This is a genomic window from Marinifilum sp. D737, assembly GCF_026672275.1.
Classification (GTDB): domain Bacteria; phylum Bacteroidota; class Bacteroidia; order Bacteroidales; family Marinifilaceae; genus Marinifilum.
On sequence record NZ_JANQCD010000029.1, the window covers coordinates 1 to 21,648 of the forward strand.

Annotated in this window: 19 protein-coding genes and 1 tRNA gene; 12 read left to right on the plus strand and 8 right to left on the minus strand. The window is 35.4% G+C overall.

All coding sequences use genetic code 11. The features are described 5' to 3' along the window. The first annotated feature begins 349 nt into the window (after window positions 1–349). Window positions 350–847, plus strand: a complete 498-nt coding sequence (locus NQ163_RS15635) for a TlpA family protein disulfide reductase (protein ID WP_268191265.1) — start codon at window positions 350–352, stop codon at window positions 845–847. A 158-nt stretch (window positions 848–1,005) separates the two neighbouring features. Here NQ163_RS15635 and NQ163_RS15640 read toward each other — a convergent pair whose 3' ends face one another. Further along, the gene (locus NQ163_RS15640; protein ID WP_268191266.1) at window positions 1,006–2,283 is read right to left on the minus strand and encodes a KamA family radical SAM protein; all 1,278 of its coding nucleotides are present in this window, start codon (window positions 2,281–2,283) and stop codon (window positions 1,006–1,008) included. A gap of 484 nt (window positions 2,284–2,767) precedes the next feature. Between NQ163_RS15640 and NQ163_RS15645 the strand changes: the two genes are divergently transcribed. From NQ163_RS15645 to NQ163_RS15660, 4 genes are all read left to right on the plus strand, one after another. Beyond that, window positions 2,768–4,024 (plus strand): peptidase U32 family protein, encoded by a 1,257-nt coding sequence (locus NQ163_RS15645; protein ID WP_268191267.1) that lies wholly within the window; start codon window positions 2,768–2,770, stop codon window positions 4,022–4,024. A 48-nt stretch (window positions 4,025–4,072) separates the two neighbouring features. Next, complete coding sequence (locus NQ163_RS15650) at window positions 4,073–4,576, plus strand: TlpA family protein disulfide reductase (protein ID WP_268191268.1); 504 nt, start codon at window positions 4,073–4,075, stop codon at window positions 4,574–4,576. A 3-nt stretch (window positions 4,577–4,579) separates the two neighbouring features. Continuing rightward, window positions 4,580–5,374 (plus strand): DUF2797 domain-containing protein, encoded by a 795-nt coding sequence (locus NQ163_RS15655; protein ID WP_268191269.1) that lies wholly within the window; start codon window positions 4,580–4,582, stop codon window positions 5,372–5,374. Window positions 5,375–5,482: 108 nt separating this feature from the next. Further along, complete coding sequence (locus NQ163_RS15660; protein ID WP_268191270.1) at window positions 5,483–6,499, plus strand: branched-chain amino acid aminotransferase; 1,017 nt, start codon at window positions 5,483–5,485, stop codon at window positions 6,497–6,499. 91 nt (window positions 6,500–6,590) lie between these two features. Here NQ163_RS15660 and ahpF read toward each other — a convergent pair whose 3' ends face one another. From ahpF to NQ163_RS15680, 4 genes are all read right to left on the minus strand, one after another. Next, window positions 6,591–8,150, minus strand: a complete 1,560-nt coding sequence (gene ahpF / locus NQ163_RS15665) for an alkyl hydroperoxide reductase subunit F (protein WP_268191271.1) — start codon at window positions 8,148–8,150, stop codon at window positions 6,591–6,593. 96 nt (window positions 8,151–8,246) lie between these two features. Then, window positions 8,247–8,810 (minus strand): alkyl hydroperoxide reductase subunit C, encoded by a 564-nt coding sequence (gene ahpC / locus NQ163_RS15670; protein WP_110362554.1) that lies wholly within the window; start codon window positions 8,808–8,810, stop codon window positions 8,247–8,249. A 308-nt stretch (window positions 8,811–9,118) separates the two neighbouring features. After that, window positions 9,119–10,342 (minus strand): aminotransferase-like domain-containing protein, encoded by a 1,224-nt coding sequence (locus NQ163_RS15675; protein WP_268191272.1) that lies wholly within the window; start codon window positions 10,340–10,342, stop codon window positions 9,119–9,121. Between the two features lie 165 nt (window positions 10,343–10,507). Continuing rightward, entirely contained in the window at window positions 10,508–11,971 is a 1,464-nt protein-coding gene (locus tag NQ163_RS15680) for an adenylate/guanylate cyclase domain-containing protein (RefSeq protein WP_268191273.1), read from the minus strand. A gap of 235 nt (window positions 11,972–12,206) precedes the next feature. Here NQ163_RS15680 and NQ163_RS15685 point away from each other — a divergent pair, with 235 nt between their 5' ends. The 5 genes from NQ163_RS15685 to NQ163_RS15705 all read left to right on the plus strand — a co-directional run bounded on the left by NQ163_RS15685 (window position 12,207) and on the right by NQ163_RS15705 (window position 16,838). Continuing rightward, entirely contained in the window at window positions 12,207–13,034 is an 828-nt protein-coding gene (locus tag NQ163_RS15685) for a universal stress protein (protein ID WP_268191274.1), read from the plus strand. A 79-nt stretch (window positions 13,035–13,113) separates the two neighbouring features. Beyond that, window positions 13,114–13,695 carry a non-canonical purine NTP diphosphatase gene (locus NQ163_RS15690; protein ID WP_268191276.1) on the plus strand — a complete coding sequence of 194 codons (582 nt, stop codon included), beginning with the start codon at window positions 13,114–13,116 and terminating at the stop codon, window positions 13,693–13,695. Between the two features lie 9 nt (window positions 13,696–13,704). Continuing rightward, window positions 13,705–15,960 carry a type IX secretion system anionic LPS delivery protein PorZ gene (porZ, locus tag NQ163_RS15695; RefSeq protein WP_268191277.1) on the plus strand — a complete coding sequence of 752 codons (2,256 nt, stop codon included), beginning with the start codon at window positions 13,705–13,707 and terminating at the stop codon, window positions 15,958–15,960. Between the two features lie 6 nt (window positions 15,961–15,966). Beyond that, complete coding sequence (gene recO, locus NQ163_RS15700; protein WP_268191278.1) at window positions 15,967–16,698, plus strand: DNA repair protein RecO; 732 nt, start codon at window positions 15,967–15,969, stop codon at window positions 16,696–16,698. A 68-nt stretch (window positions 16,699–16,766) separates the two neighbouring features. After that, window positions 16,767–16,838 (plus strand) — tRNA-Arg (locus tag NQ163_RS15705). Window positions 16,839–16,908: 70 nt separating this feature from the next. On the opposite strand, the gene NQ163_RS15710 is transcribed toward NQ163_RS15705, so the two are convergent. Continuing rightward, window positions 16,909–18,798: a serine hydrolase domain-containing protein gene (locus tag NQ163_RS15710; protein WP_268191280.1), complete on the minus strand. Its 1,890-nt coding sequence runs from the start codon at window positions 18,796–18,798 to the stop codon at window positions 16,909–16,911. Window positions 18,799–18,895: 97 nt separating this feature from the next. After that, window positions 18,896–19,303: a hypothetical protein gene (locus NQ163_RS15715; RefSeq protein WP_268191281.1), complete on the minus strand. Its 408-nt coding sequence runs from the start codon at window positions 19,301–19,303 to the stop codon at window positions 18,896–18,898. A gap of 150 nt (window positions 19,304–19,453) precedes the next feature. On the opposite strand from NQ163_RS15715, the gene NQ163_RS15720 reads away from it, so the two are divergent. Continuing rightward, entirely contained in the window at window positions 19,454–20,224 is a 771-nt protein-coding gene (locus NQ163_RS15720; protein ID WP_268191282.1) for a LytR/AlgR family response regulator transcription factor, read from the plus strand. A 122-nt stretch (window positions 20,225–20,346) separates the two neighbouring features. Here NQ163_RS15720 and NQ163_RS15725 read toward each other — a convergent pair whose 3' ends face one another. Beyond that, a complete protein-coding gene (locus tag NQ163_RS15725; protein ID WP_268191284.1) occupies window positions 20,347–20,712 on the minus strand; it encodes a winged helix-turn-helix transcriptional regulator in 366 nt (121 codons plus the stop codon). Window positions 20,713–20,888: 176 nt separating this feature from the next. Between NQ163_RS15725 and NQ163_RS15730 the strand changes: the two genes are divergently transcribed. Continuing rightward, window positions 20,889–21,452, plus strand: coding sequence for a (2Fe-2S)-binding protein (locus tag NQ163_RS15730; RefSeq protein WP_268191285.1), 564 nt, complete (start codon window positions 20,889–20,891; stop codon window positions 21,450–21,452). The last annotated feature ends 196 nt before the right edge of the window (window positions 21,453–21,648 follow it).

The following is a 21,648-nucleotide window of genomic DNA, read 5'->3' on the forward strand; positions in this document are numbered from 1 at the left end:
CCTACTGGGATTTCGAGAGTGACTTATTGGTTTTCAGTGGCGAAGCTCAATTTTTTATTGCATAGCCGAAGTTACGTAATAAAAATTAGCTGATGTCAATGGAATCAAGATGTTGCTCGCAGTTTTTCAGGAGGACATTAAACAACTTCAGTATAAAAGATCAAATACTCCATAAGAGTAACATTAGTAGATTGCACTTTTGGGGGTGTTTGATTAGGAGATCCATTTTCTTCAGTTTAGTTCTTTTTCGTTTTAGCTTTCATTTGAGTTTGTGAGGGGAGATTATAAACAATCATTAAATATGTGTCTCAAATAATCCTTAAATTAATGGTTTACTAAATCAATTCCCATGAGGTACTTATTTGTTGTTACATTACTGCTGCTTTCCTTTTCATGTAGCAATTCTGTTGATGAGAAAAGAATCATCGATTCAAATAAATTCAACGAATTCATTTCAAAAAAAGACAAAACACTGGTATACATTTGGACGACATGGTGTAGTGGTTGTCGCAAAAGCCTGGAGGAAACTTTGCCCAAACTCATCCAGGATATCAAAGCTGATGACTATCAATTGTTGATGATTGCTGTTAGCAAAAATAAGGAAGAGGTGGACTCTTTGGTTGGGGCAAACGGTTTAAGCAGCAATTCTTACTTACTGGATTTTATCGGTCCTGATAAAGGCAAGTTTCAATCCGTTGGTATCAGACAGTTTCTCTCCTCCAATTTCCCAAACGAAAAGATCTTCACGGGAGGCATTCCTGTATTTTTTCTAGTAAGCAGAGATAAAGAAGTTTTGGTTAAAAAGCTTCCTCATACTTATGATGAGGTTATGGAGATTCTGGAATAGAAACTCCAAGCTTCAAATCTCAAGTAATTGATTCAAATTATGGATCATATAGAATAAGCCGGTAATCGACTGTTTCATTTTTCGACTATCAGACTTTCATCAACAAAAAAGACCCATCAGAAAATCTGACAGGTCTTGAAATAAAATATCTTGATGGTCTATGCCTCTTCGTAGAAAAATTTATCAGCGAAAGCTGGTTTTAAATCATCCAACCATAGCGCTTTAGGATCGTATTTTGCAAAGAAAGGACGTCCAACCCAATCAGAGTTTCTTCCCTGTATAAAGTTCAGAACGAAAACTTTTTCACCATTAATTTCGGTAACACCTGCAACTTGTACTTTTCCAGGATTAGCCGACATACTAGGTCCTCGAACCGTACGACATACACCGCTAACCTGAGCATAAGCCTTGCGGAAGATATCCCAAGCTTCTTCAAGTGTAACAGCAAAATATTCTTGAGCACCAGTTTCACGAGCAATAAACATGTAGTAAGGAATCATTCCCCAATCTACTTGCTTTCTCCACATGCGAGCCCACATGTCAGCATCAAAGTTCAAATGCTTCATTAATGGTGATTGAGTGCGAATTACTGCACCTGTAGCGCGAATATTTTTTACAGCTTGTTCTACAGCTTCAGTGCTCATTTCATTAATGTGATTAAAGTGAGCCATAATAGATAGGTTCAATCCACTATCTTGAATCTTTTTGAATACATCCAACAATTGTTGGGCATCATCATCGCTAGTGTAACGATATGGCCAGTAACCTAATGTTTTGGTTCCAATACGGATTGTCTTCAAGTTTGGAATCTTGGCTGCAATAATGGCATCGATATATTGTTCAAATACTTTCGATTTCATTACCATTGGATCTCCACCTGTAAACAACAAGTCGGTAATTGATGGATTCTGACGCAAGTACTCAATGATTAGATCAACCTGCTTCATAGCAAATTTCAACTCATCGATACCTGTAAACTGAGGCCAACGGAAACAGAAGGTACAGTATGCATGACATGTTTGTCCCTGAGAAGGGAAAAACAACATCGTTTCGTTGTATTTGTGCTGAATACCAACCAATTTTTCACCATTTAGTTCAGGAACATTGTGTACTTGTCCTGCCGGATTAGGATTTAGTTCCATTCTAATTTGGTTGGCAGCTTTGGTGATTTCAGGTCTTGAAGCACCGCTTCTAATTAATTCAGCCATTCTGTCGTAATGCTTGGCTGAAAGCATATCTTTTTGAGGGAAAGTCAGGATAAAAATCGGATCATTTTCGAAATTGTCCCAATCGATCAACTCATCAACTACGTAATTATTTGCTTTAAAAGGAAGGACCTCTCCAACAACTTCAATATCAAAAATCTGCTCTTCGCTCAGTTTACTAATCTGAGGAATATTCTTAAAGGTCTTCAGTGTGTAAGCTCTATACTTCATAGGCTAATATCTGGTTTTGATGTTTTAACAAGTAAGCGCGCGTAAACACGATTACTCCCCCTGGTTGTAATTATTTTACTCAAAATCAAGCTATTAGGATATGGTAGCGCAGATGTATGTGTGTAACTCATCAGAGTTATTGGCTACAAATGAGATTCCCCATGTTCAAGTTAGGGAAAAATTGGGACATTTTCCACATAAACTGTTCACTGTCAGCTGTAAAGGAAGACTAATATCCCAGCGTATCAAATAGCTGTGGCACAAATGTATAATATTTAAAAATTTTAAACAAGCTTGTTGGTGAGTTAAGTATTTGTATTAGTGATAGATTTAACTTTACTCACTCACTAATTTATATTGCAGGAATGAGTGATAAAGATTACTTTTGCTGAGGATCAGGAAGAAGGCATAATTGGGCTAAATAAATAATTTAACAGCTTACATATGCATTCTAAATAAGTATTTTTTGCATATCAGTAATTTAATGAAGAGAAGAGATATAGAATTAATGGCACCAGTAGGTTCATACGAATCTTTAATGGCTGCCATTCAAGGGGGAGCTAACTCGATATACTTTGGTATTGAGCAATTGAACATGCGTTCAAGGTCAGCAAATAACTTTGGATTTGAAGACCTAAAAAAAATTGCCAATATCTGTAAAGAGAACAATGTGAAATCTTACCTTACCGTTAACACGGTATTGTTCGATCATGATATTAAGTTGATGTATAAAATTGTTGATGCTGCCAAAGAAAGTGGTGTAACTGCAATTATTGCATCGGATGTTTCGGCAATTATGTACGCACGATCGATTGATGTTGAGGTACATATATCTACTCAATGTAATATCACGAATATTGAGGCAGTAAAATTTTACGCTCAGTTTGCCGATGTTGTGGTTTTGGCTCGAGAGTTGGATTTGAACCAGGTAAAAGCCATTTACGATCAGATTGTTGAACAGGATATCAGAGGTCCTAAAGGTGAATTGGTGCAGATCGAGATGTTTGCGCATGGAGCTTTGTGTATGGCAGTTTCGGGTAAGTGTTACCTGAGTCTGCATGAGAAGAACTCATCTGCGAATCGTGGTGCGTGCATGCAAACCTGCAGAAAAGCTTATACAGTAACGGAAAAAGAATCGGGTAACGAGTTGGAAATTGACAATGAATACATCATGTCGCCCAAAGACTTGTGTACCATTGGGTTTTTAAATAAAATGATTGATGCAGGCGTTCGAGTTTTGAAATTCGAAGGTCGTGCACGTTCTCCTGAATATGTAAAAACTGTGGTTGGTTGTTACAACGAAGCAGTTGATTCTTACCTTGATGAATCCTACAATAAAGAGAAGATTGATGCTTGGATGGAGCGTTTGTCTACAGTATTCAACCGTGGATTTTGGAATGGGTATTACCTGGGACAAAAACTGGGTGAGTGGAGCAATGAATACGGAAACCGTGCTACCAAGCGTAAAGTGCTTATTGGTAAAGGAACCAATTATTTTACCAAGATTAAGGTTGCGGAATTTTTGTTGGAATCCAACGAACTTGAAGTTGGGGATAACATCTTGATTACAGGACCAACAACTGGAGTGGTTGAAACCACAATCAAAGAAATTAGGGTAGACCTTAAACCAGTAGAAAAAGCGGTAAAAGGAGACAGTTTCTCCATAGCTTTGGATACTATGATTCGTCGATCGGACAAATTGTATAAGATTGTTGAGGTCACCAATGATCTAATTCAATAATAATTAATGTAAAGACGTACGGCCGTACGTCTCTAACAATGGCTAAATATGAATAAATTCGTTCTAACATTTATTACTTTGTTCGCTGCGCTATCCCTTAATGCAAGCGACTTTAAAGATTCATTATTAAAAAATGGTGATAAAGTACCAGAGTTTACTGTTACTACTTTAGATGGGAAAGAAATTTCGATAAAGGATTTGAAAGGAAAAGTGGTTCTGATCAATTTTTTTGCTACATGGTGTGGACCTTGTATGAAAGAGTTGCCAGAAGTTCAAAAACAATTGTGGCCGAAATTTAAGGATGAAAATTTTACATTGATTTCAATTGGTCGTGAACATACAAAGGATCAGTTAACTAAGTGGAATCAGAAGAAAGGTTTTACCTTCCCGATTGCACCGGATCCGAAGCGTGAAGTTTATTCAAAATTTGCCAGTCAGTACATTCCTCGTAACTTTATTGTCGATAAAACAGGTAAGATCATTTGGCAAGGGGTTGGATTCGATCAAAAAGAGATGGACCAAATGATAAAAACCATTCAGGAAAACTTATAATCCATGCAAGGAAATATCAGAAAAATGCGTACCGATTTAGGGGATCAAGTGCAGTATCAGTTACCTATTGGTGATGATTTAACTGAAATGAACTCACTAATTGGTAAGAAGATTAGTTTGAAATTTTTGGATCAAATCAATTGCATGCATTGTGGAAAGAAAACCAAAACATCCTTTTCGCAAGGATATTGTTATTCATGCTTTACCACATTGCCTCAAACCGATCCAAGCATTGTTCGTCCTGAGTTGGATTTATCTTATTTGGGAATTTCGCGCGATATGGAATGGGCGAAAGAAAATTCCCTTACATCGCATTACGTTTATTTGGCTTATTCTGGCAATTTAAAAGTTGGTGTTACCCGCGAATCGCAAGTTCCAACACGTTGGATTGATCAAGGGGCTAGCAAGGCAATAAAGCTTGCCAAAACCCCAAACAGACATATAGCTGGTGTTATGGAGGTGGCTTTAAAGGAGCATTTTTCTGATAAGACCAACTGGCGCGAAATGCTAAAACAGGATGGCACTACGGATATTGACCTATTGGAGGAGAAAAAGAATGCTGCTGATAAGTTACATCCGGAATTGAAACAATATCTGAGTGATGAAGATGAAATTTACAGCATTAATTATCCTGTAGATGAGTTGCCTAAAAAAATTACCAGCTTTGGTTTTGATAAAATAAAAGAGTTCGAAGGAGTTTTGAAAGGGATAAAAGGTCAATATTTGATTTTCGAAGAAGGAAAAGTTATAAATATTCGAAAACATAACGGATATCTTATCGAATTGAAAGTAATTTGATAAAAAATGTAAGAAACTGTAGGTAAAAAGAGCAAATTTCTTAATACATTTGTGTAGACTTGAAAAACTTAAAGAAACAAAACACTAATCGCTAAATTCATATCTGAAATGGAAAACATTAACTGGAAAGAATTTGGTTTTGGTTATACTAAAACTGATTACAATGTTCGTTGTCACTATCGTGATGGAAAATGGGGAGAATTAGAAGTATCTTCATCTGATCAAATCAATGTTCATATTGCATCAACAGGTTTGCACTACGGACAACAAGCATTCGAAGGCTTAAAAGCATTTAAAGGTCCTGATGGAAAAGTTAGAGTTTTCCGCATTGACGAAAATGGTAAACGTCTGCAAAGCTCATCTCACGGTATTATGATGGCTGAAATGCCTTTGGATTTATTCCGTGAAGCTGTAATCAAAGCTATCAAATTGAATGAAAGATGGATTCCTCCTTATGAATCAGGAGCTTCTCTATACATTCGTCCGGTATTATTTGGTAATGGTGCTCAGGTTGGAGTGAAGGCTTCAGATGAATATACTTTCGCAGTATTTGTAATGCCTGTTGGACCTTATTTTAAAGAAGGATTCAAGCCAACTGACTATGTGATCTATCGTGAATACGATCGAGCTGCTCCTCAAGGAACAGGTATCTATAAAGTTGGTGGTAACTATGCAGCTTCGTTAAGAGGTGGAACAAGAGCTCACGATGAAGGATTCTCTGCAGTATTATTCTTAGATGCGAAAGAGAAGAAATACATTGATGAATGTGGTCCGGCTAACTTCTTTGGAATCAAAGATAACACTTACGTAACTCCAAAATCAAACACCATTCTTCCATCTATTACAAACAAGAGTTTGTGTCAAATTGCTGAAGATTTAGGTATGAATGTAGAACGTCGTCCAATCACAGTTGAAGAATTGGCAGATTTCTCAGAAGCTGGAGCATGTGGTACAGCAGCTGTTATTTCTCCAATCCGTAAAATTGTTGATGCTGATAACAATATCGAATACAAGTATGGTGAGGAAGCAGGAGAGCGTAGCTTTAAGCTATACGAAACTCTTCGTGGTATTCAGTACGGAACTGTTGAAGACAAACACAACTGGAATACAATCATCGAGTTTTAATTGATTTCATTCCTTTTAAAATATAGAAAGAGCATCGGGTTTTCCTGATGCTCTTTTTCGTTGTTGTAAATAATTTCGTAATTAATCCGGATTAATTTGCCAGAAGCAATCCTTTTATTCGATCGTCAAAAGCCGAAAGAGCAGCTTTTGAACCTTCTCCCATTGCAATCACAATTTGTTTGTAAGGAACTATAGAAACGTCCCCAGCAGCATAAATACCAGCTTGGTTGGTTCTACAGTGCGAATCAATTTCGATTTCGCCAATTGGGTTGGTTTTAACTGTATCAGCAAACACTTTACTGTTGGCATTTAAACCAATCTGAACAAAAACGCCATCGGTTGTTAAAACTTCTTCCTTTTCGGATATTCGATCCTTATATTTTAAAGAGTGTACCTTATTGCCATCACCATCAATACTTAATGTTTGAGCATTGGTGGTAATGCTTACATTCGATAATTCTTTGATTTTATCTTGTAAAACCTGGTCGCCCTTTAATTCATCCATAAATTCTAGTATATGAACTTCTGAAGCGATTGAAGACAAGTCAATTGCAGCTTCTAATCCAGAGTTTCCTCCACCGATTACAACCACTTTCTTGCCTTTGTAGAAAGGACCATCGCAGTGAGTACAGAAAGCCACTCCTGAACCAATATAATCGCTTTCTCCGGGAACATTTAATTTTCTCCAGCTAGCTCCAGTAGCAATGATAAGTGCAGGTGCAGTGATTGTTTCATTCAGTGAAGTGGTAATGGTTTTAATACCATCAACAACATCCATGTTTTCAATCACACGATTTTCCAGGATATCAATGGGATAATCATGAAGGTGTTTCATTAAGTTACCTGATAATTCAGCTCCACTTGTTTTGGGCACGGAAATCATATTCTCAATGGATACCGTTTCGGTTACCTGACCACCTATTTTTTCGGCAACAATGGCTACTGAGAAACCTTTACGTGCTGAATATACTGCGGCAGAAACTCCAGCAGGGCCACCACCAGCTACAATAACATCATACTCTTTCTTTTGCTGCAATTCGGGTGTGTACTCAGTTCCCAATTGTTCTTCCAGCTTACCTAGCAATTCACCTAGTGATGAACGACCGACGTGCAATTGTTTGCCATTTGCATAAACTGTTGGAACAGCTTGAATGTTTAAATTTTCTACTTCTTCCTGATTAATGGCTCCATCAATAATTTCGTGTGAAATATTTGGATTCAGAAAGGCAAAAATGTTTAATGCTTGAACAACATCAGGACAATTGGTACAAGATAAGGAGATGAAGCTTTTAAGTTCAACTTTATCTGAAATGGCTTGAATTCTTTTGGTAAGCATTTCATCTGGCAAGTTTTTTCCAATTCCATCAAGGTTTAAAACTGCCAATAGCAAGGTTGTAAATTCATGACCATTAGGTACAGCTTTAAAAGTGACATTGCTTTCTGCTCCATTTTTCAGAATGGTAAATGCCAATCCATCTGCTTCTGATATTTCTAGATTTACCTTATCGCTACATGATGCAACATCCTCTAAAAGAGAGATTAATTCTTGCTTGTTAGAGTGCGATGATGATACTTGTATTTGAAATGTATATTGGTTTTTAAGCGATGAAAATAAATCAATTACCTGATTTTTTATTGTTTGTTCCAGCATGTTTTTTTGATTTTGGGAAAATCTGCCTTAAGGTAGTTTAACTTTAATCGGATATATTTTAAAGATTACTTCAAGGCAGACTCGGGTATTTTTTTCTTAAATTTTGCCTACTAAGTCGATGCTAGGCTGTAAAGTTTCATTTCCTTCTTTCCATTTGGCAGGACAAACTTCGGATGGATTTTTAGCAACAAACTGTAATGCTTTTAATCTGCGTAGTAATTCATCGGCATTTCTACCTACATTACCTGCAACTACTTCGTATGCTACAATTTCTCCCTCTGGATTTACAATGAAAGTTCCACGTTCAGCCAAACCTACTTCTTCAATCATTACATCAAAACCACGAGATAAAACTCCTGTTGGATCTGCTAACATTGGGTATTGAATCTTCTTAATGGTATCTGAAGTATCGTGCCAAGCTTTGTGTACGAAGTGTGTATCGGTTGATACAGAGTAAATTTCGCAATCTGTAGCTTTAAATTCAGGATATAGGTTTGCAAGATCTTCCAATTCAGTTGGACACACGAAGGTGAAATCGGCAGGATAGAAGAAAAAGACAGACCATTTACCCAATAAATCTGATTTTTTTACGGTTTTAAAATCGTTGTTTGCAAATGCTTGTACTTCAAAATCTACTACTTGTTTTCCAATTTGTGACATACTTTGTTTTTTATGTGATTATTTTTATTGTTTTGTTTTTATCTGTTACAAATCTAATTCTTGATTCGATATAAATCAAATAGATAATAATACTAAAAACATAGAAATAATCAATGAAGATGTGTTAAGGTGTTTATAGCTAATGTATTATGTGGCTTTGGGAGAGTGAGGTGATGGAAAAAAATAAACGAGTACAAATTGAATTGTACTCGTTTTTCTCATTGTAAGGTGAGATTTAGGATTTATAATCTATTAAATGTTTGGTTCTATAAGAACTCAAACGATGTTACTAAATTAATGAATTGCTTTTAAATTTCAACTCGATTGTTCATTAATGCTTTAATGGATTCTGCCAATCGCTGAACACCAATTTTGTTTTGCTCTTCATCCATAAACGAAAAATTAATTCTCATGGTATTTTTACCACTCCCATCGCAGTGGAATACAGTACCAAGAACAAAAGCTACATTTTTTGCTATTGCAATCTTAAAAAGATCTTCTGCATCCATGTCTTCAGGTAATCTCAAGAATAGGAATAAACCACCTTCAGGTTTTGTCCAGCTAACACCTTCGGGCATATAATCTTCAAAAGCTTTAAGCATTACATCTCTTTTTCGGTGATACATTTCGATAATTTTCTTCAAGTTTTTATCGAATAAACCTTCTTCAATGTATTTTGCAGCAATCTTTTGCACAAAAGGAGCTGTGCATAAATCTGTTGATTGCTTCGCTTTAACAAACTTGTCAATAATTGCCTCGTGGGCAACGATCCATCCAATTCTAAAACCAGGCACAAAGATTTTTGAGAAAGTGCCTAAGCTCATTACTTGTCCAGTGTTATCCAGTTCAAACATCATTTTTTGTGCTTCTCCTTCAAATCTTAATTCTCTGTATGGGCTATCCTCAACAATTAGAATATTGTATTTTCTTGCTATTTCTATGATTTCCAATCGGCGAAATTCTGGCATTGTGATTCCTGCAGGATTCTGAAAGTCGGGAATAACATATATGAACTTGGGCATTTCGCCTTGTTCCTGCATTTTTGCTAAAGTTTCTTCCAATAAGTCAGATCGCATTCCGTGCTCATCAAATTTGATTCCAACCGGAATACCGCCATAACTTGAAAAAGCACCTAAACCGCCCAAGTAACTTGGCAGGCCGCAAATGTATTTATCTCCTCGGTTTAAAAATATCTTACCAGCTAAATCTAATCCTTGTTGCGATGAAGTTAGAATTACAAGGTTGTTTGTAGTAATTTGCAAACCCTGATCTTGATAACGTTTGGTGAGGATTTCACGAAGTTTACGATCACCTTCGGTCGCACCATACTGAAGGGCTGAACTACCTTCCTGATCAAGAATCTTACAGGATATTTTCTTTAAATCATCAATAGGAAAAGAGCTTGGTGCCGGCAAGCCCCCTGCAAACGAAATGATATCATCTCGCTGGGTTAATTTTAACAATTCTCTGATTACCGACCGTTTCATTCCTTTTGCACTGTCGGAAAGAATATTTTCTAAGTTAGTTATCATTTTAATCCCTCTTTTTGATTAATTTATGTTGTGATTTTTTGAAAATCAAGCATTTTGACCACTAATAAATTTACGTTTTTATAGTGGTAAAACCATAGAATCATAAACAAATGGGATTTCAGAATGACAATTTATAATAAATATGCATTCAAAACTTTGAAACAATCAAATCAGCTCTCTGAGCTTTTCAAGTTGTTTGTACTTGTTAACATTCCGCATACTTCTGGCGGTTTTTGTAAAATACTGATGATTCTCTATGAATCGGATTTGTAATCGGTTCCACTCATCAATACTTTTAATTTTGCCATACTCTTTAAGCTCGCGGTATAAATTTCCTGAGACAGGAATGAAATCAGTTCTTCCAAGGTAATCCAAATCTGCATCGCACATGATCATTTCCAACAAGGATTCTGGTTGCGGTGGATGTTTGGTGTGCATGATTAGACTAGATACATCATCAATTTGTTTTTCGGAATATTTGTATTGAGGAAGGATATGTCTGGCAAGTTTAACACTATACTCTTCATGATCGTTATAAGAAAGAATAAAACCGGTATCGTGGAAAAGGGCTGCAGTTTTAATGATTAGCATTTCGGCTTCCGTAATTCCTTCTTTTCGGCCAATAATCTCTACTTCTGTAATCACATCTATGGTATGTTTCAGGTTGTGATAATACAAGTTCTTGGGAAGTTCATTTTCCATTTTTGTAAGAACGGTCTCTTCCAAGTCATCGTAACGAAGCATTTGAAAGCTTGTTAGGAAATAATCGTTAGGGAGTAAGCCTTTTAAATCTGCCGACATATTTGGTAAGAAACCTTTCACAAAGTACATGTCGATATTTCCTTTGTATTTCACAGGCATTCTGCCACGATATTCACAAATGAAAAAATCTTTTACCAGCATGTATGTCATTCCAGAGATATTAATTTCCCCAACAGCCCCGGAGGATTCCATACGGCTTGCAGTATTAACCGTATCACCCCAAATATCGTAACTGATTTTTTTTGTACCAACTACACCTGCAATAACCGGTCCGGTATGAATTCCGATTCTCAATCCCCAAATGGCCTTTTTTCCATTTTTCGAATTGATTTTCATGTTATTCATGTATTGCTGAATTTCCAGAGCCGCTAAAATCACCTCAATAGGGTTGGTTCTGTTTTTATTAGGAATACCCCCGGCACACATGTAGGCATCCCCAACGGTTTTTATTTTTTCAATATTGTATTTCTCAACAACAGAATCAAAATGCATGAAAAATTTATCCAGTTCATCAATCAGATCTTCGGGATTCATTTGTTCTACAATTTTTGTAAATCCATGAATATCTGAAAACAGAACGGTTACCATCCTATATCTTTTGGAACTTACTTTTCCTTTAGATTGCAGTTCTTCGGCGGTTTGTTTGGGTAGAAGGTTGGCTAGTAGTTTTTCAGCTTTTTCCTTCTTAAAAATTAACTCTTGATTTTTATTGTAAAATTCTCTTTCTAACTCACTTCTTTGTCGTCGAAGCTCAATTCTAAACCACAAAAAAAGAAATACTACAATTATTGAAAGAAGCAAGCCAAAGAAGATTAGATTTTGCGAAAATAAACCAGCTTCTCCTTGCTCCAATATGTGCAATATCATATCGGATTTCATAAGAAGTATGCAGAGAGTGTAATGAGTCATTCCGGATCTGTTAATAACCAAATGTAAACGATGAGACTAAAAATAGGGAAGAATTTTTAATTATCGCGCTGAAACAGAAAATAATCAACAAACTTTAACTGGTGGAATAAATTTGTTGTTTTAACAAAAAATACCTAAATTGAATCCAGTTATGTTAATACATGTATTTACTGTTCCCCTTTTAAACTAAACTATGGAAAGTACAAAAAGATCTTTACTTGTAGCATGGGATTTTTCAACTGTTGCTGAATATGCACTTGATCATGCAAGTATTTTTGCGGAAAATGTTGAAGCTGAGGTTGTTTTGGTTCATATTGTTAAGAAAGAATCACAACTGGAGGAGGCCAAAGGCAAAATGGCGGAAGCTGTTGAGAAAATCTACAATGAGAAAAACATTCGACCTGAATTCATTGTTCGTGATGGAAGTATATTTACTACAATAAATGATGTGGCCAAAGAAATGAATGCTATGTTGGTTCTTATGGGGACGCATGGAATTAAAGGTATGCAGAAACTTACAGGAAGTTGGGCCTTAAAAGTAATTGTAGGATCCAGAGTTCCATTTGTTGTAGTTCAGGCTCCTCCTGTCCAAAAGAAATACTCTTCAGTTGTATTACCAGTAGACTTTAAAAAAGAGAACAAGGAGAAATTAAGTTGGGCGGAATTTTTAGGGAAGTTCTTTAAAGCCAAAATGCGAGTTATTACGCCTAAGATGCCTGAAGGACAGATGTTGCAAAGAACAAAAGCCAATTTGGTTTTTGCTAAAAAATACCTGGAGAGCAGAGGAATCGATTATGAGATTGATACCGCCGATGGTGGCAATGATTTTGCGATGGAAACAGTTGAATTTGCAAAGAGGATTGATGCAGATATCATATTGATTATGACCACAAAGAATATCTCTTTCCAGGATTACATGCTTGGTGCACACGAACAATTTGTTATAGCCAATTCGGCTCACATCCCGGTGATGTGTGTAAACCCAAGAACCGATTTATCTAAATACGGTAGTTTTTACTAAAGCTTATCTTATTAATATCTATATTTGAACAACGGTTATTTAGCCGTTGTTTTTTGTTTGATGTAAATGATAAAGTAAGATGAAATTAGTTTTTGCAACCAATAACCTTAATAAATTAAAGGAGTTACAGCAGTTACTTGGTAAAAAAGTTGAATTGCTAAGTTTAAAGGATATCAATTGTAATGATGAAATTCCGGAAGACTATGATACCCTTGAAGAGAATGCAACTCAAAAGGCAGAATACATATATAAAAAGTACAATGTGAATTGTTTTGCCGATGATACTGGTTTGGAGATAAAAGCTCTTAACAACGAGCCTGGTGTTTACTCTGCTCGTTATGCAGGCGTAGATAAGGATGCCAAAGCCAACATGAAAAAGGTATTGACGAAACTTGATGGAATCGAAGATCGTTCAGCAAGATTTAGAACGGTAATTTCTTTGTTTTTAAATGATAAAGAGTATCAGTTTGAAGGAATAGTTGATGGTAATATTCTGGAATCTGAGAGAGGGAAAGATGGATTTGGTTATGATCCAATATTTGAACCTAAGGGCTACAACATATCATTTGCTGAAATGGAAATGAACGAAAAAAATAAAATTAGCCACAGAGGTTTAGCTGTTCAGAAATTAGTCCAGTTTTTATTGGATTACAAAAATTAATAAGTTGCTATGAGAAAGATTGCTATCCTTTTTGTTTTGATTTTTTACATTTGCTCAATTCAAGCACAAAATTTTGTGGGATGGAGCGAGCATTTGCCATATCGTAAAGCCAAACAATTGGTAGCATCTTCTGATCATATTTTCTGTCTTACAGAATCGGGTGTGTTTTCTTATTCGTTAATTGATAATGAAATAAAGTCATTTGGCAAAACAAATACTTTATCTGATTCAGATGTGTCATCAATAGCCTGGTCCGAAGAAAATGAGACTCTTGTTTTGGGCTATGAAAATGGAAATGTTGATTTGGTAAGAAATAGTGAGCTTATAAATATCGATGATATTAAGAATTTTGGTGGTTTTGCCGATAAACAAATCCGATCGATACATGTAAAAAACGATATTGCTTATTTGGGAACCAGTTTTGGCATTGTTGCCATTAATATAAACAAACAAGAAGTTGCTGACACTTATTTGATCGGTGAAAATGGATCTCAAGTGCAAGTAAATGATGTGATTACTGGTGAAGTGTATGTTTGGGCAGCAACAGAAAATGGAATTTTTAAGGCCAATTTAAATGCTGGCAATCTGGCCGATTTTAATAATTGGTCTAGGATTACCACTATTCCTAATCATACACGGGCTTGTGTTGATCTTTGTGTTTTAGATGGAAAAGTGTTTGCTCTGAGAAATTCAATTGGAACTGTTAGTGAGATATATCAATATCATAATGAAAATTGGAGTGAGTTTTACACAAATGTAGCGCCTATTAATTCAATTAAAACTTCTCTTGATAGATTGTATGTTGTTTTAAATAAGGAAATAAAGAGTTTTAATGCTTTGGGTAGCCAAATCGCTGATATCTCCGGCTCCGAAGCCAATAATTTTAGGGATATTTTACTTGAAAATTCTAGGGTTTTTATTGCTGATTATGAGAAATCACTTTTAGAACAAACAGGTGGTGAATTCATACAAATTAAGCCCGATGGACCATTAAGATCAGAAATAACATCGGTTTACTCTATAGGAAAGAAAACATGGGCAAGTGCAGGCCTTGCAAACGAAAGTTTGCCTGCAGAATTGTATTTATTTGCAGATTCTGAATGGAAGAACTTTACTGATAGCAATGTTGAGGAATTAAGGGATAAAAAGAATATCACAAGCATTGCTGGAAATCAGAAAAATGAAGCGAGAATTTATGCTGGAACCAGTGGAGATGGCATATTTGAATTCGAAAATGGAGAATTAAGAAATTACTATCACTCTTCTAATTCGCCTTTGGAGAAGAATGGAATCATATCTATGGATTCTGATGATGAAGGTACAGTATGGGTTTTGGATGCCAATTCAGGAAAAAGTATAAAGGCTTTAAGCTACAATGATGAATGGGTTTCTTTGTCGTATAGCAGTATGGATAATCGTTCGGATTTACAAAAAATTATTGTCCTTCAGAATGGTGATAAATGGGTTTTAAGAGGATTGGGAAGTTCGCTATTTGCATTTAATGTAAATGGTACAATTGCCAATAATGATGACGATGTGAAGAGCAATTTCTTTGTGCGGGATGAAAATAATTCCAATATCAGTTCGCAAATCCATGATATTACAGAAGACCAAAAGGGGAGTGTTTGGGTTGGTACATCAAGTGGAGTAGCGGTGTATTCAGATCCAGGAACTATTTTTAGAGAGGGAAATTTTTTCGCATATCGTCCTGTGATTACCATTGATGGTTCCACTCAATATTTGCTTTCTACCGAAAAGGTTCAGTGTATTGAAGTAAATGGAGCAAACCAAAAATGGCTTGGGACAGAAAATTCCGGAGCGTTTCTGGTTTCGGAAAATGGGGATAAGCAATTGACTCATTTTAACACATTGAATAGTCCTTTACCGTCAAATAACATTCAAAAGATATCGGTGAACCCAGGAACTGGTGAGGTTTTCTTCCTTACTGATAATGGGATGGTATCCTACAGGGGAAAAGTGACTGAAGGAACCGAAAATTACCAAGACTTGTACGTGTATCCAAACCCGGTTAGAGAGACTTACAAAGGAGATATCACGGTAAGTGGATTAATGAGCAACTCAACTGTTAAAATTACTAATGTAAGTGGAAATCTGGTTTGGGAAGGCAAATCGGAGGGAGGCCAATTTATTTGGAATGGCAAAAATTTTAGTGGATCAAGGGTTCATACTGGAGTATATCTGATATTCTGTTCCAATGCCGATGGTTCAAAATCTAAGGTGGTTAAGCTGTTATTCATTAACTAAGTCATTATGCTGCATCAAACCAAAGGCATAGTATTGAATCGGGTTCAGTATGGAGAAACCAGTCTGATTGTTCATGTTTATACCGAAAAGTTTGGTCGTCAGTCTTATATGGTAAAAGGAGGTCGATCGAAAAAATCGAAAAGCAAAAGCAATTTGTTTCGGCCATTTTTTCTTTTGGATATGGAAGTGTACCATCGCGATGGGAAAAGCATACAATCCTTAAAAGAAGTCAGGCTTGCAGAAACCTTTAATAGTTTGATTTTTGATGTATACAAAAGCTCAATTGCTCTTTTTTTAACCGAAGTGCTTTCAAAAGTGTTGCGCGAGGAAGAAGCCAACCATGAACTGTTTGTTTTCTTGTATAATAGCATTAGATACCTTGATCTAACAGATGAATCGGTAGAGTTGTTTCATCTCTATTTTTTAACCAAATTGACTCGCTTTTTAGGTTTTTATCCTCAACTAAACAGAAGTGAGATTGCCTCTTGTTTCGATATGGACAATGGACGATTTGTTTCTGAAATAAATTCACATGCTCATTGTTTAAATAAGGAAGAAAGTAAAGTGTTATTTGATTTGTTTAATGCTTCAATTGATAAGCTTAATGAGTTAAAAATAAACAAGAACACATCAAGAATGCTTCTTCGGGGAATTCTTAATTTTTATGCACTGCAAAGTCAAGGATTTTCTTCGCTTAAGTCACTCTCTGTGATTGAGGAGCTTTTAAATGGAGACTAATTATTAAATTTTTTTTATGCTCTGTTTTGATCTTATAAGCTGATTAAATACATTTGCAAGACGAAAATGGCCCCATAGTTCAAGGGATAGAATAGTTGTTTCCTAAACAATAGATCCAGGTTCGAGTCCTGGTGGGGCTACCTAATAAGAAAAGCTGACAGTTTTGTCAGCTTTTTCTTTTTAATTCAAGTTGTTTTCTCTCAACACTTCTCAATAATTAAACCCTATCAAATTAAAATATGCTAACCAGGGAATAAAAAACAGAGCTGTCACAACAATGAATGACTGATAAACCAAATCAAAAGTTCCAAGATCTTTAAAACGAATAGCCTTTATCAGTAAATAGATGCTACTAAACTCCAAAGCAATGATGATAAATGGCAAGACTAAGGCCATTTTAATGAGCAAAGGAATACCATAGAAAAATTCCATAGGGTCAGTGGTTAGTAAAGCAAAAGCAAGCATAAAAAGGAAAACGATGATTAAAGAGGCAATGGAAAAATTGATTTTCTTAAGAAGGTGAGCCTTTTTGTTGCGAACAAATAGTTTAATGATTGTGCTAGCAATGATGTAAATCGATAAAATAAGAACAATACCTCCAATCCAGAATTTCAGAAATGTAACAGGTTCATACCTCTTTAATTTCTCATATGCATGAGTTTCTGCAAAAAAGTATGCTATTTCGCCTTTTGTATTTCTGCCAAATGCCTGGAGCCAACCCCGTTTCGAATAGAAAGTTAAACCGGATACAGGCAAAAATTTGTCGTTCCATGGCAATACCTCTAATACATTGTCTTTTGCTACAATTTCAATTTCTGGGGCCAATCCAATTAAAACACCTACTTTATCGAAAGTTGTATGCGAATTAAGTGTATACCGATAATGACCTGCAAACTTCTCCAAAGTTTCATCCACTGAACCGATCTTAGCTTCTATTTTTGCTTTGTGCTTGTTGTTTATATCGCTGGGTATCAATCGTGACAAAAGCTCATTAATAAATTTATCAATAAATACGCGACTTTTTCTGCTTAGATAATTCGAAGAGTTAACTGAAACAAACAAGCCTAAGTTTTTTTCTGGGAATAATGATAATTGATTTGAAAAACCTTGATAACTACCGCTATGTCCGAAATACTTCATCCCGTTCCATTGGTATTCTTGAAAACCAAGCAGCCATCCGCATTCGGCCTTTTCATATTGCTTAAATGGTGTATGTGTCATTTTAACTAGAGTAGTTGAATCTAAAATTTGCCTTCCATTAAACCTGCCATTATTCAAAAACATAGAGATATAGTTTCCCATGTCCGAAGCTGTTGATTGAAATGAAGCTGAAGGATAAAAGAGAGGGAAATCAGGCTTGTATGGAATTAACTTCTCGTTCTTTTGCAAATAACTTGTAACGTAGTTTTCTTTGAGTTCTGCTTGCCTTTTAAAACCGCTATAATTCATTTCGAGTGGTATCAATATTTTTTGCCTGACGTATTTATGAAAAGGTAAACCTGATACATCTTCAACAATAAGTCCCAATAGAGCATATCCCTGATTGGAATAGGTTACGACATTACCTGAGGGTCTTACTTGTGATGGCAGATACATTTTTAAATATTGAGCTAAGGGAATGACATCTTTTTCGGTTCGAACCGAAGAGCCAATATTGCAATAATCTAATCCGGCAGTGTGTGTTAATAGTTGTCTTGCGGTAATCGGGGAGTCGAATTTATAGCTAATTTGAAATGAAGTGAGATAATTGTTAACATCCCGATCAAGTTCTAACTTTCCATTCTCAACTAATTGCATAATTGCTGTAGCCACAAAAGTTTTTGAAATGGAACCTACTCCAAATATTGACGAGCTGCTGTTCACAGGGTTTTTAGACTCGATATCTGTAACGCCATAACCCTTCATGTGAAGAATAGAATCTCCTTGCATTAAAACTATGGTAGCCCCGGCAATATTAAAGCTAGCTAAACCTTCAGTAAATTCAGAATCGATCCAGGCATTTAAATCATTTGTGTTGTTATCGGTATTTTGAGCGCAGACTATATTTCCATTAGAAAATAAAGAACATAAAATTGAGAATACAATAAGTAAGTGTTTCATAAGATTTGATTTAAAAATTAAATTTTAGGGTGTAAGATGCCTGTCGGTTGGTAAACCGAGAACAGGTATTGAAATATTTAAAAAATTGATAGGGCGTTTAAGCGGAATATTGGTTTCCTGGCTTTTTCTCAATCAAAGTAGATGCTATAAACCATAACAATATTGATAATAGATAAATAAGGCTCCCATAAATGGAAACAATCGTAGTGGTTTTTAATGCTGAAAATATTACCGTTGGTTCATAATTAATTGAGCTGACTGCTCCTTCTTTCGCTGCCCTAAAGAATCCAAAAAGTCCAAACATCTGACCCAAAAATCCAGTGACAAGGGCAAATAATCCTATTGATTTTCCATATTCAAGTTTTCGTAAAAAAACTTTTTTATCGATTTGTTGGGAACTGTATGCAAGAATAAAATGATAAATCATCCAGGCAAGTGTGATCATTAATAGAAGCGTAAGAACCCACATAAAAAAAGGTCCTCCTGTAATAAATAAATCGCTCATAATTAATTAAATTTGTAATGAATACTTCTGCCAAATTATAGGAGATAAGAAGATTCACAAAGGTTGAATCCACTTCTTAACCGGTTGTTTGTCCACTCTAAATGGTAATAAAGAGATCTTTGCCGAAATTAGCTCGAAAAAATTGAAAATATGAATATCAAATCGAAAAATCTCCATTTACACATTGCCTATTGGATTTTTGCTCTACTCGTTTTAATTCGAGCATTTGGTTTTTCATGGGAAGATAAAGTCAATGCATTTTACTTCGTAGGAATGATTTTTCTAATTGTAATAGGAACATCCTATTTTTTCAATTATGTGCTTGTTCCGAAATTTTACTATACAAAAAGATATGGACGATTTGCATTTTATACCTTTTGTATGGCTATCATTTCGTTTTACCTTGAAATGCTAGTATTGCTATTCTCTTATATCTATCTGGCAGATCTGAACTATCTTGGTTTGGATTCCGACGCTGCTCAACCTATGCTTCTGGCAATTGTATTGTATTTTTTGGTACTTTTTGGTGGCTTTTTATTGATGATTACTCAAATAAATGAAAACCGACAAGTAATTCAACAACTGGTGGATGAAAAAGAGAAGATGAAAAAGTCCTTTCTGGAAATCATGTCTAATCGAAAAATATGCAAAATACCTTGCGAAGAAATTATCTATATCGAAAGCCTATCAAATTATGTAAAAATCATTACAATAAATAAGGAGATATCAAGCAAGGAAAAGATAAGTAGATTATCCGAAAAGTTACCAGATTCTTTTCTAAGAATTCATCGTTCATTTATTATCAATACAGAAAGAATTAAGGAACGTTCACTCGACGAGGTTTTGGTTGAGGATGTTAGGCTTAATATTGGCAGAACTTACAGAAAAGAAGTTAAGGAATTGCTGAATAAAAGAGCTTAAAATTGATTGTTTGAGATTATCATAAACGACTTCTACCTTATAGTTTTATACTGGATGGAATACCTTTAAAGCTACCCGCGATTTTGCCTGTTATAAGTAATGCAGATGAATTTAGAACACAATTATGACTCAAACTTAGCCCTCGATTCCATTATATCTTCCATATTTTCTTCTGCCCAATCCACCAAATTGTTGATATGTACTAATAATGATTTTCCTCTTTCTGTGATTTCATATTCTACTCTTGGTGGGATTTCAGGAAATACAGTTCTTTTTATTAATCCATCAGCTTCCAGTGTTCGAAGAGTGACGGTAAGCATTTTTTGGGATATGTCACCTATGGTTTTGTGTAATTTATTAAAACGCATATTATCTACTTCTCCTAAAACCAGAAGGATCAATACTGACCATTTATCACCACACCTATTTAAAACTTTTCTTACGGGACATTCCTCAAAATGAGAAAATATTTCTAGTTTTTTTTCCATTTTATCATCTTGGTTTTCAACATTAGTTACTTGAAAGTAAGTATCTCACTTTGCTGTAAGTTCTTGGAATATAGATACTATGCAATTAGTTTTGACGCACTAAAAGTAAGTTAAAATACATTAGTTATCAAGAATTATCAATTTGGTTTAAACCTAAATTATAGATATTAGTTATTATGGATTTAAGTACTATCGAAAAAGCTATCGAAACAAAAGTATATCATATTCATTCCGATATGAAAGTACCATATCATGAACATGCAGCTCAGGATGAAGTATTTTATTGTATAAAAGGAGAAGGTATTGGTATAGTAGACGGAAAAGAAGTAGAGTTAACCGTAGGAAGTGTTTTACTTGCTCCAGCTGGTTCGATGCATACTCTTAAAACTGATGGAGATTTATACGTAACAGCTTTACTAATTCCTGTAAATAGAATTATCTGCCACTGCAAACAAGTGACCTATGGTGATATTAGGATGGCTATGGTTAATGGAGCTCGTACCGTAGAAGAAATAAAAGAAATTACAGGAGCAGGTAACGGTTGTGGGAATTGTATTGATGATGTAAAAAAAATACTGGGATTAGCTTGTGGTTGTAAGATGATTACTATGGAAGCGGTTGTTGATGCTTTTAATAATGGAGCCAATACAGTTGAAAAGCTTGGAGAAGTGACAGGAGCAGGCACCGATTGTGGAAAATGTAAACTTTTACTACAGAATATAATTGATACAAGAAGGTAATAAACTTCGCAAGATTCGGATTTTTCAGACCTACCTGCTAGAAGCTTAAAAGCAGCATAACAGTTGAGAGAGGTGAAAATAGCTTGGTAAAAAAATAAATACCTCTTTAATTATTTAATTAAAGAGGTATTACTTGTCACTTATGAATAAATTTGTGCCCTTTCTGTTTTATTGAAAGTTGAATGGTAAGACATAT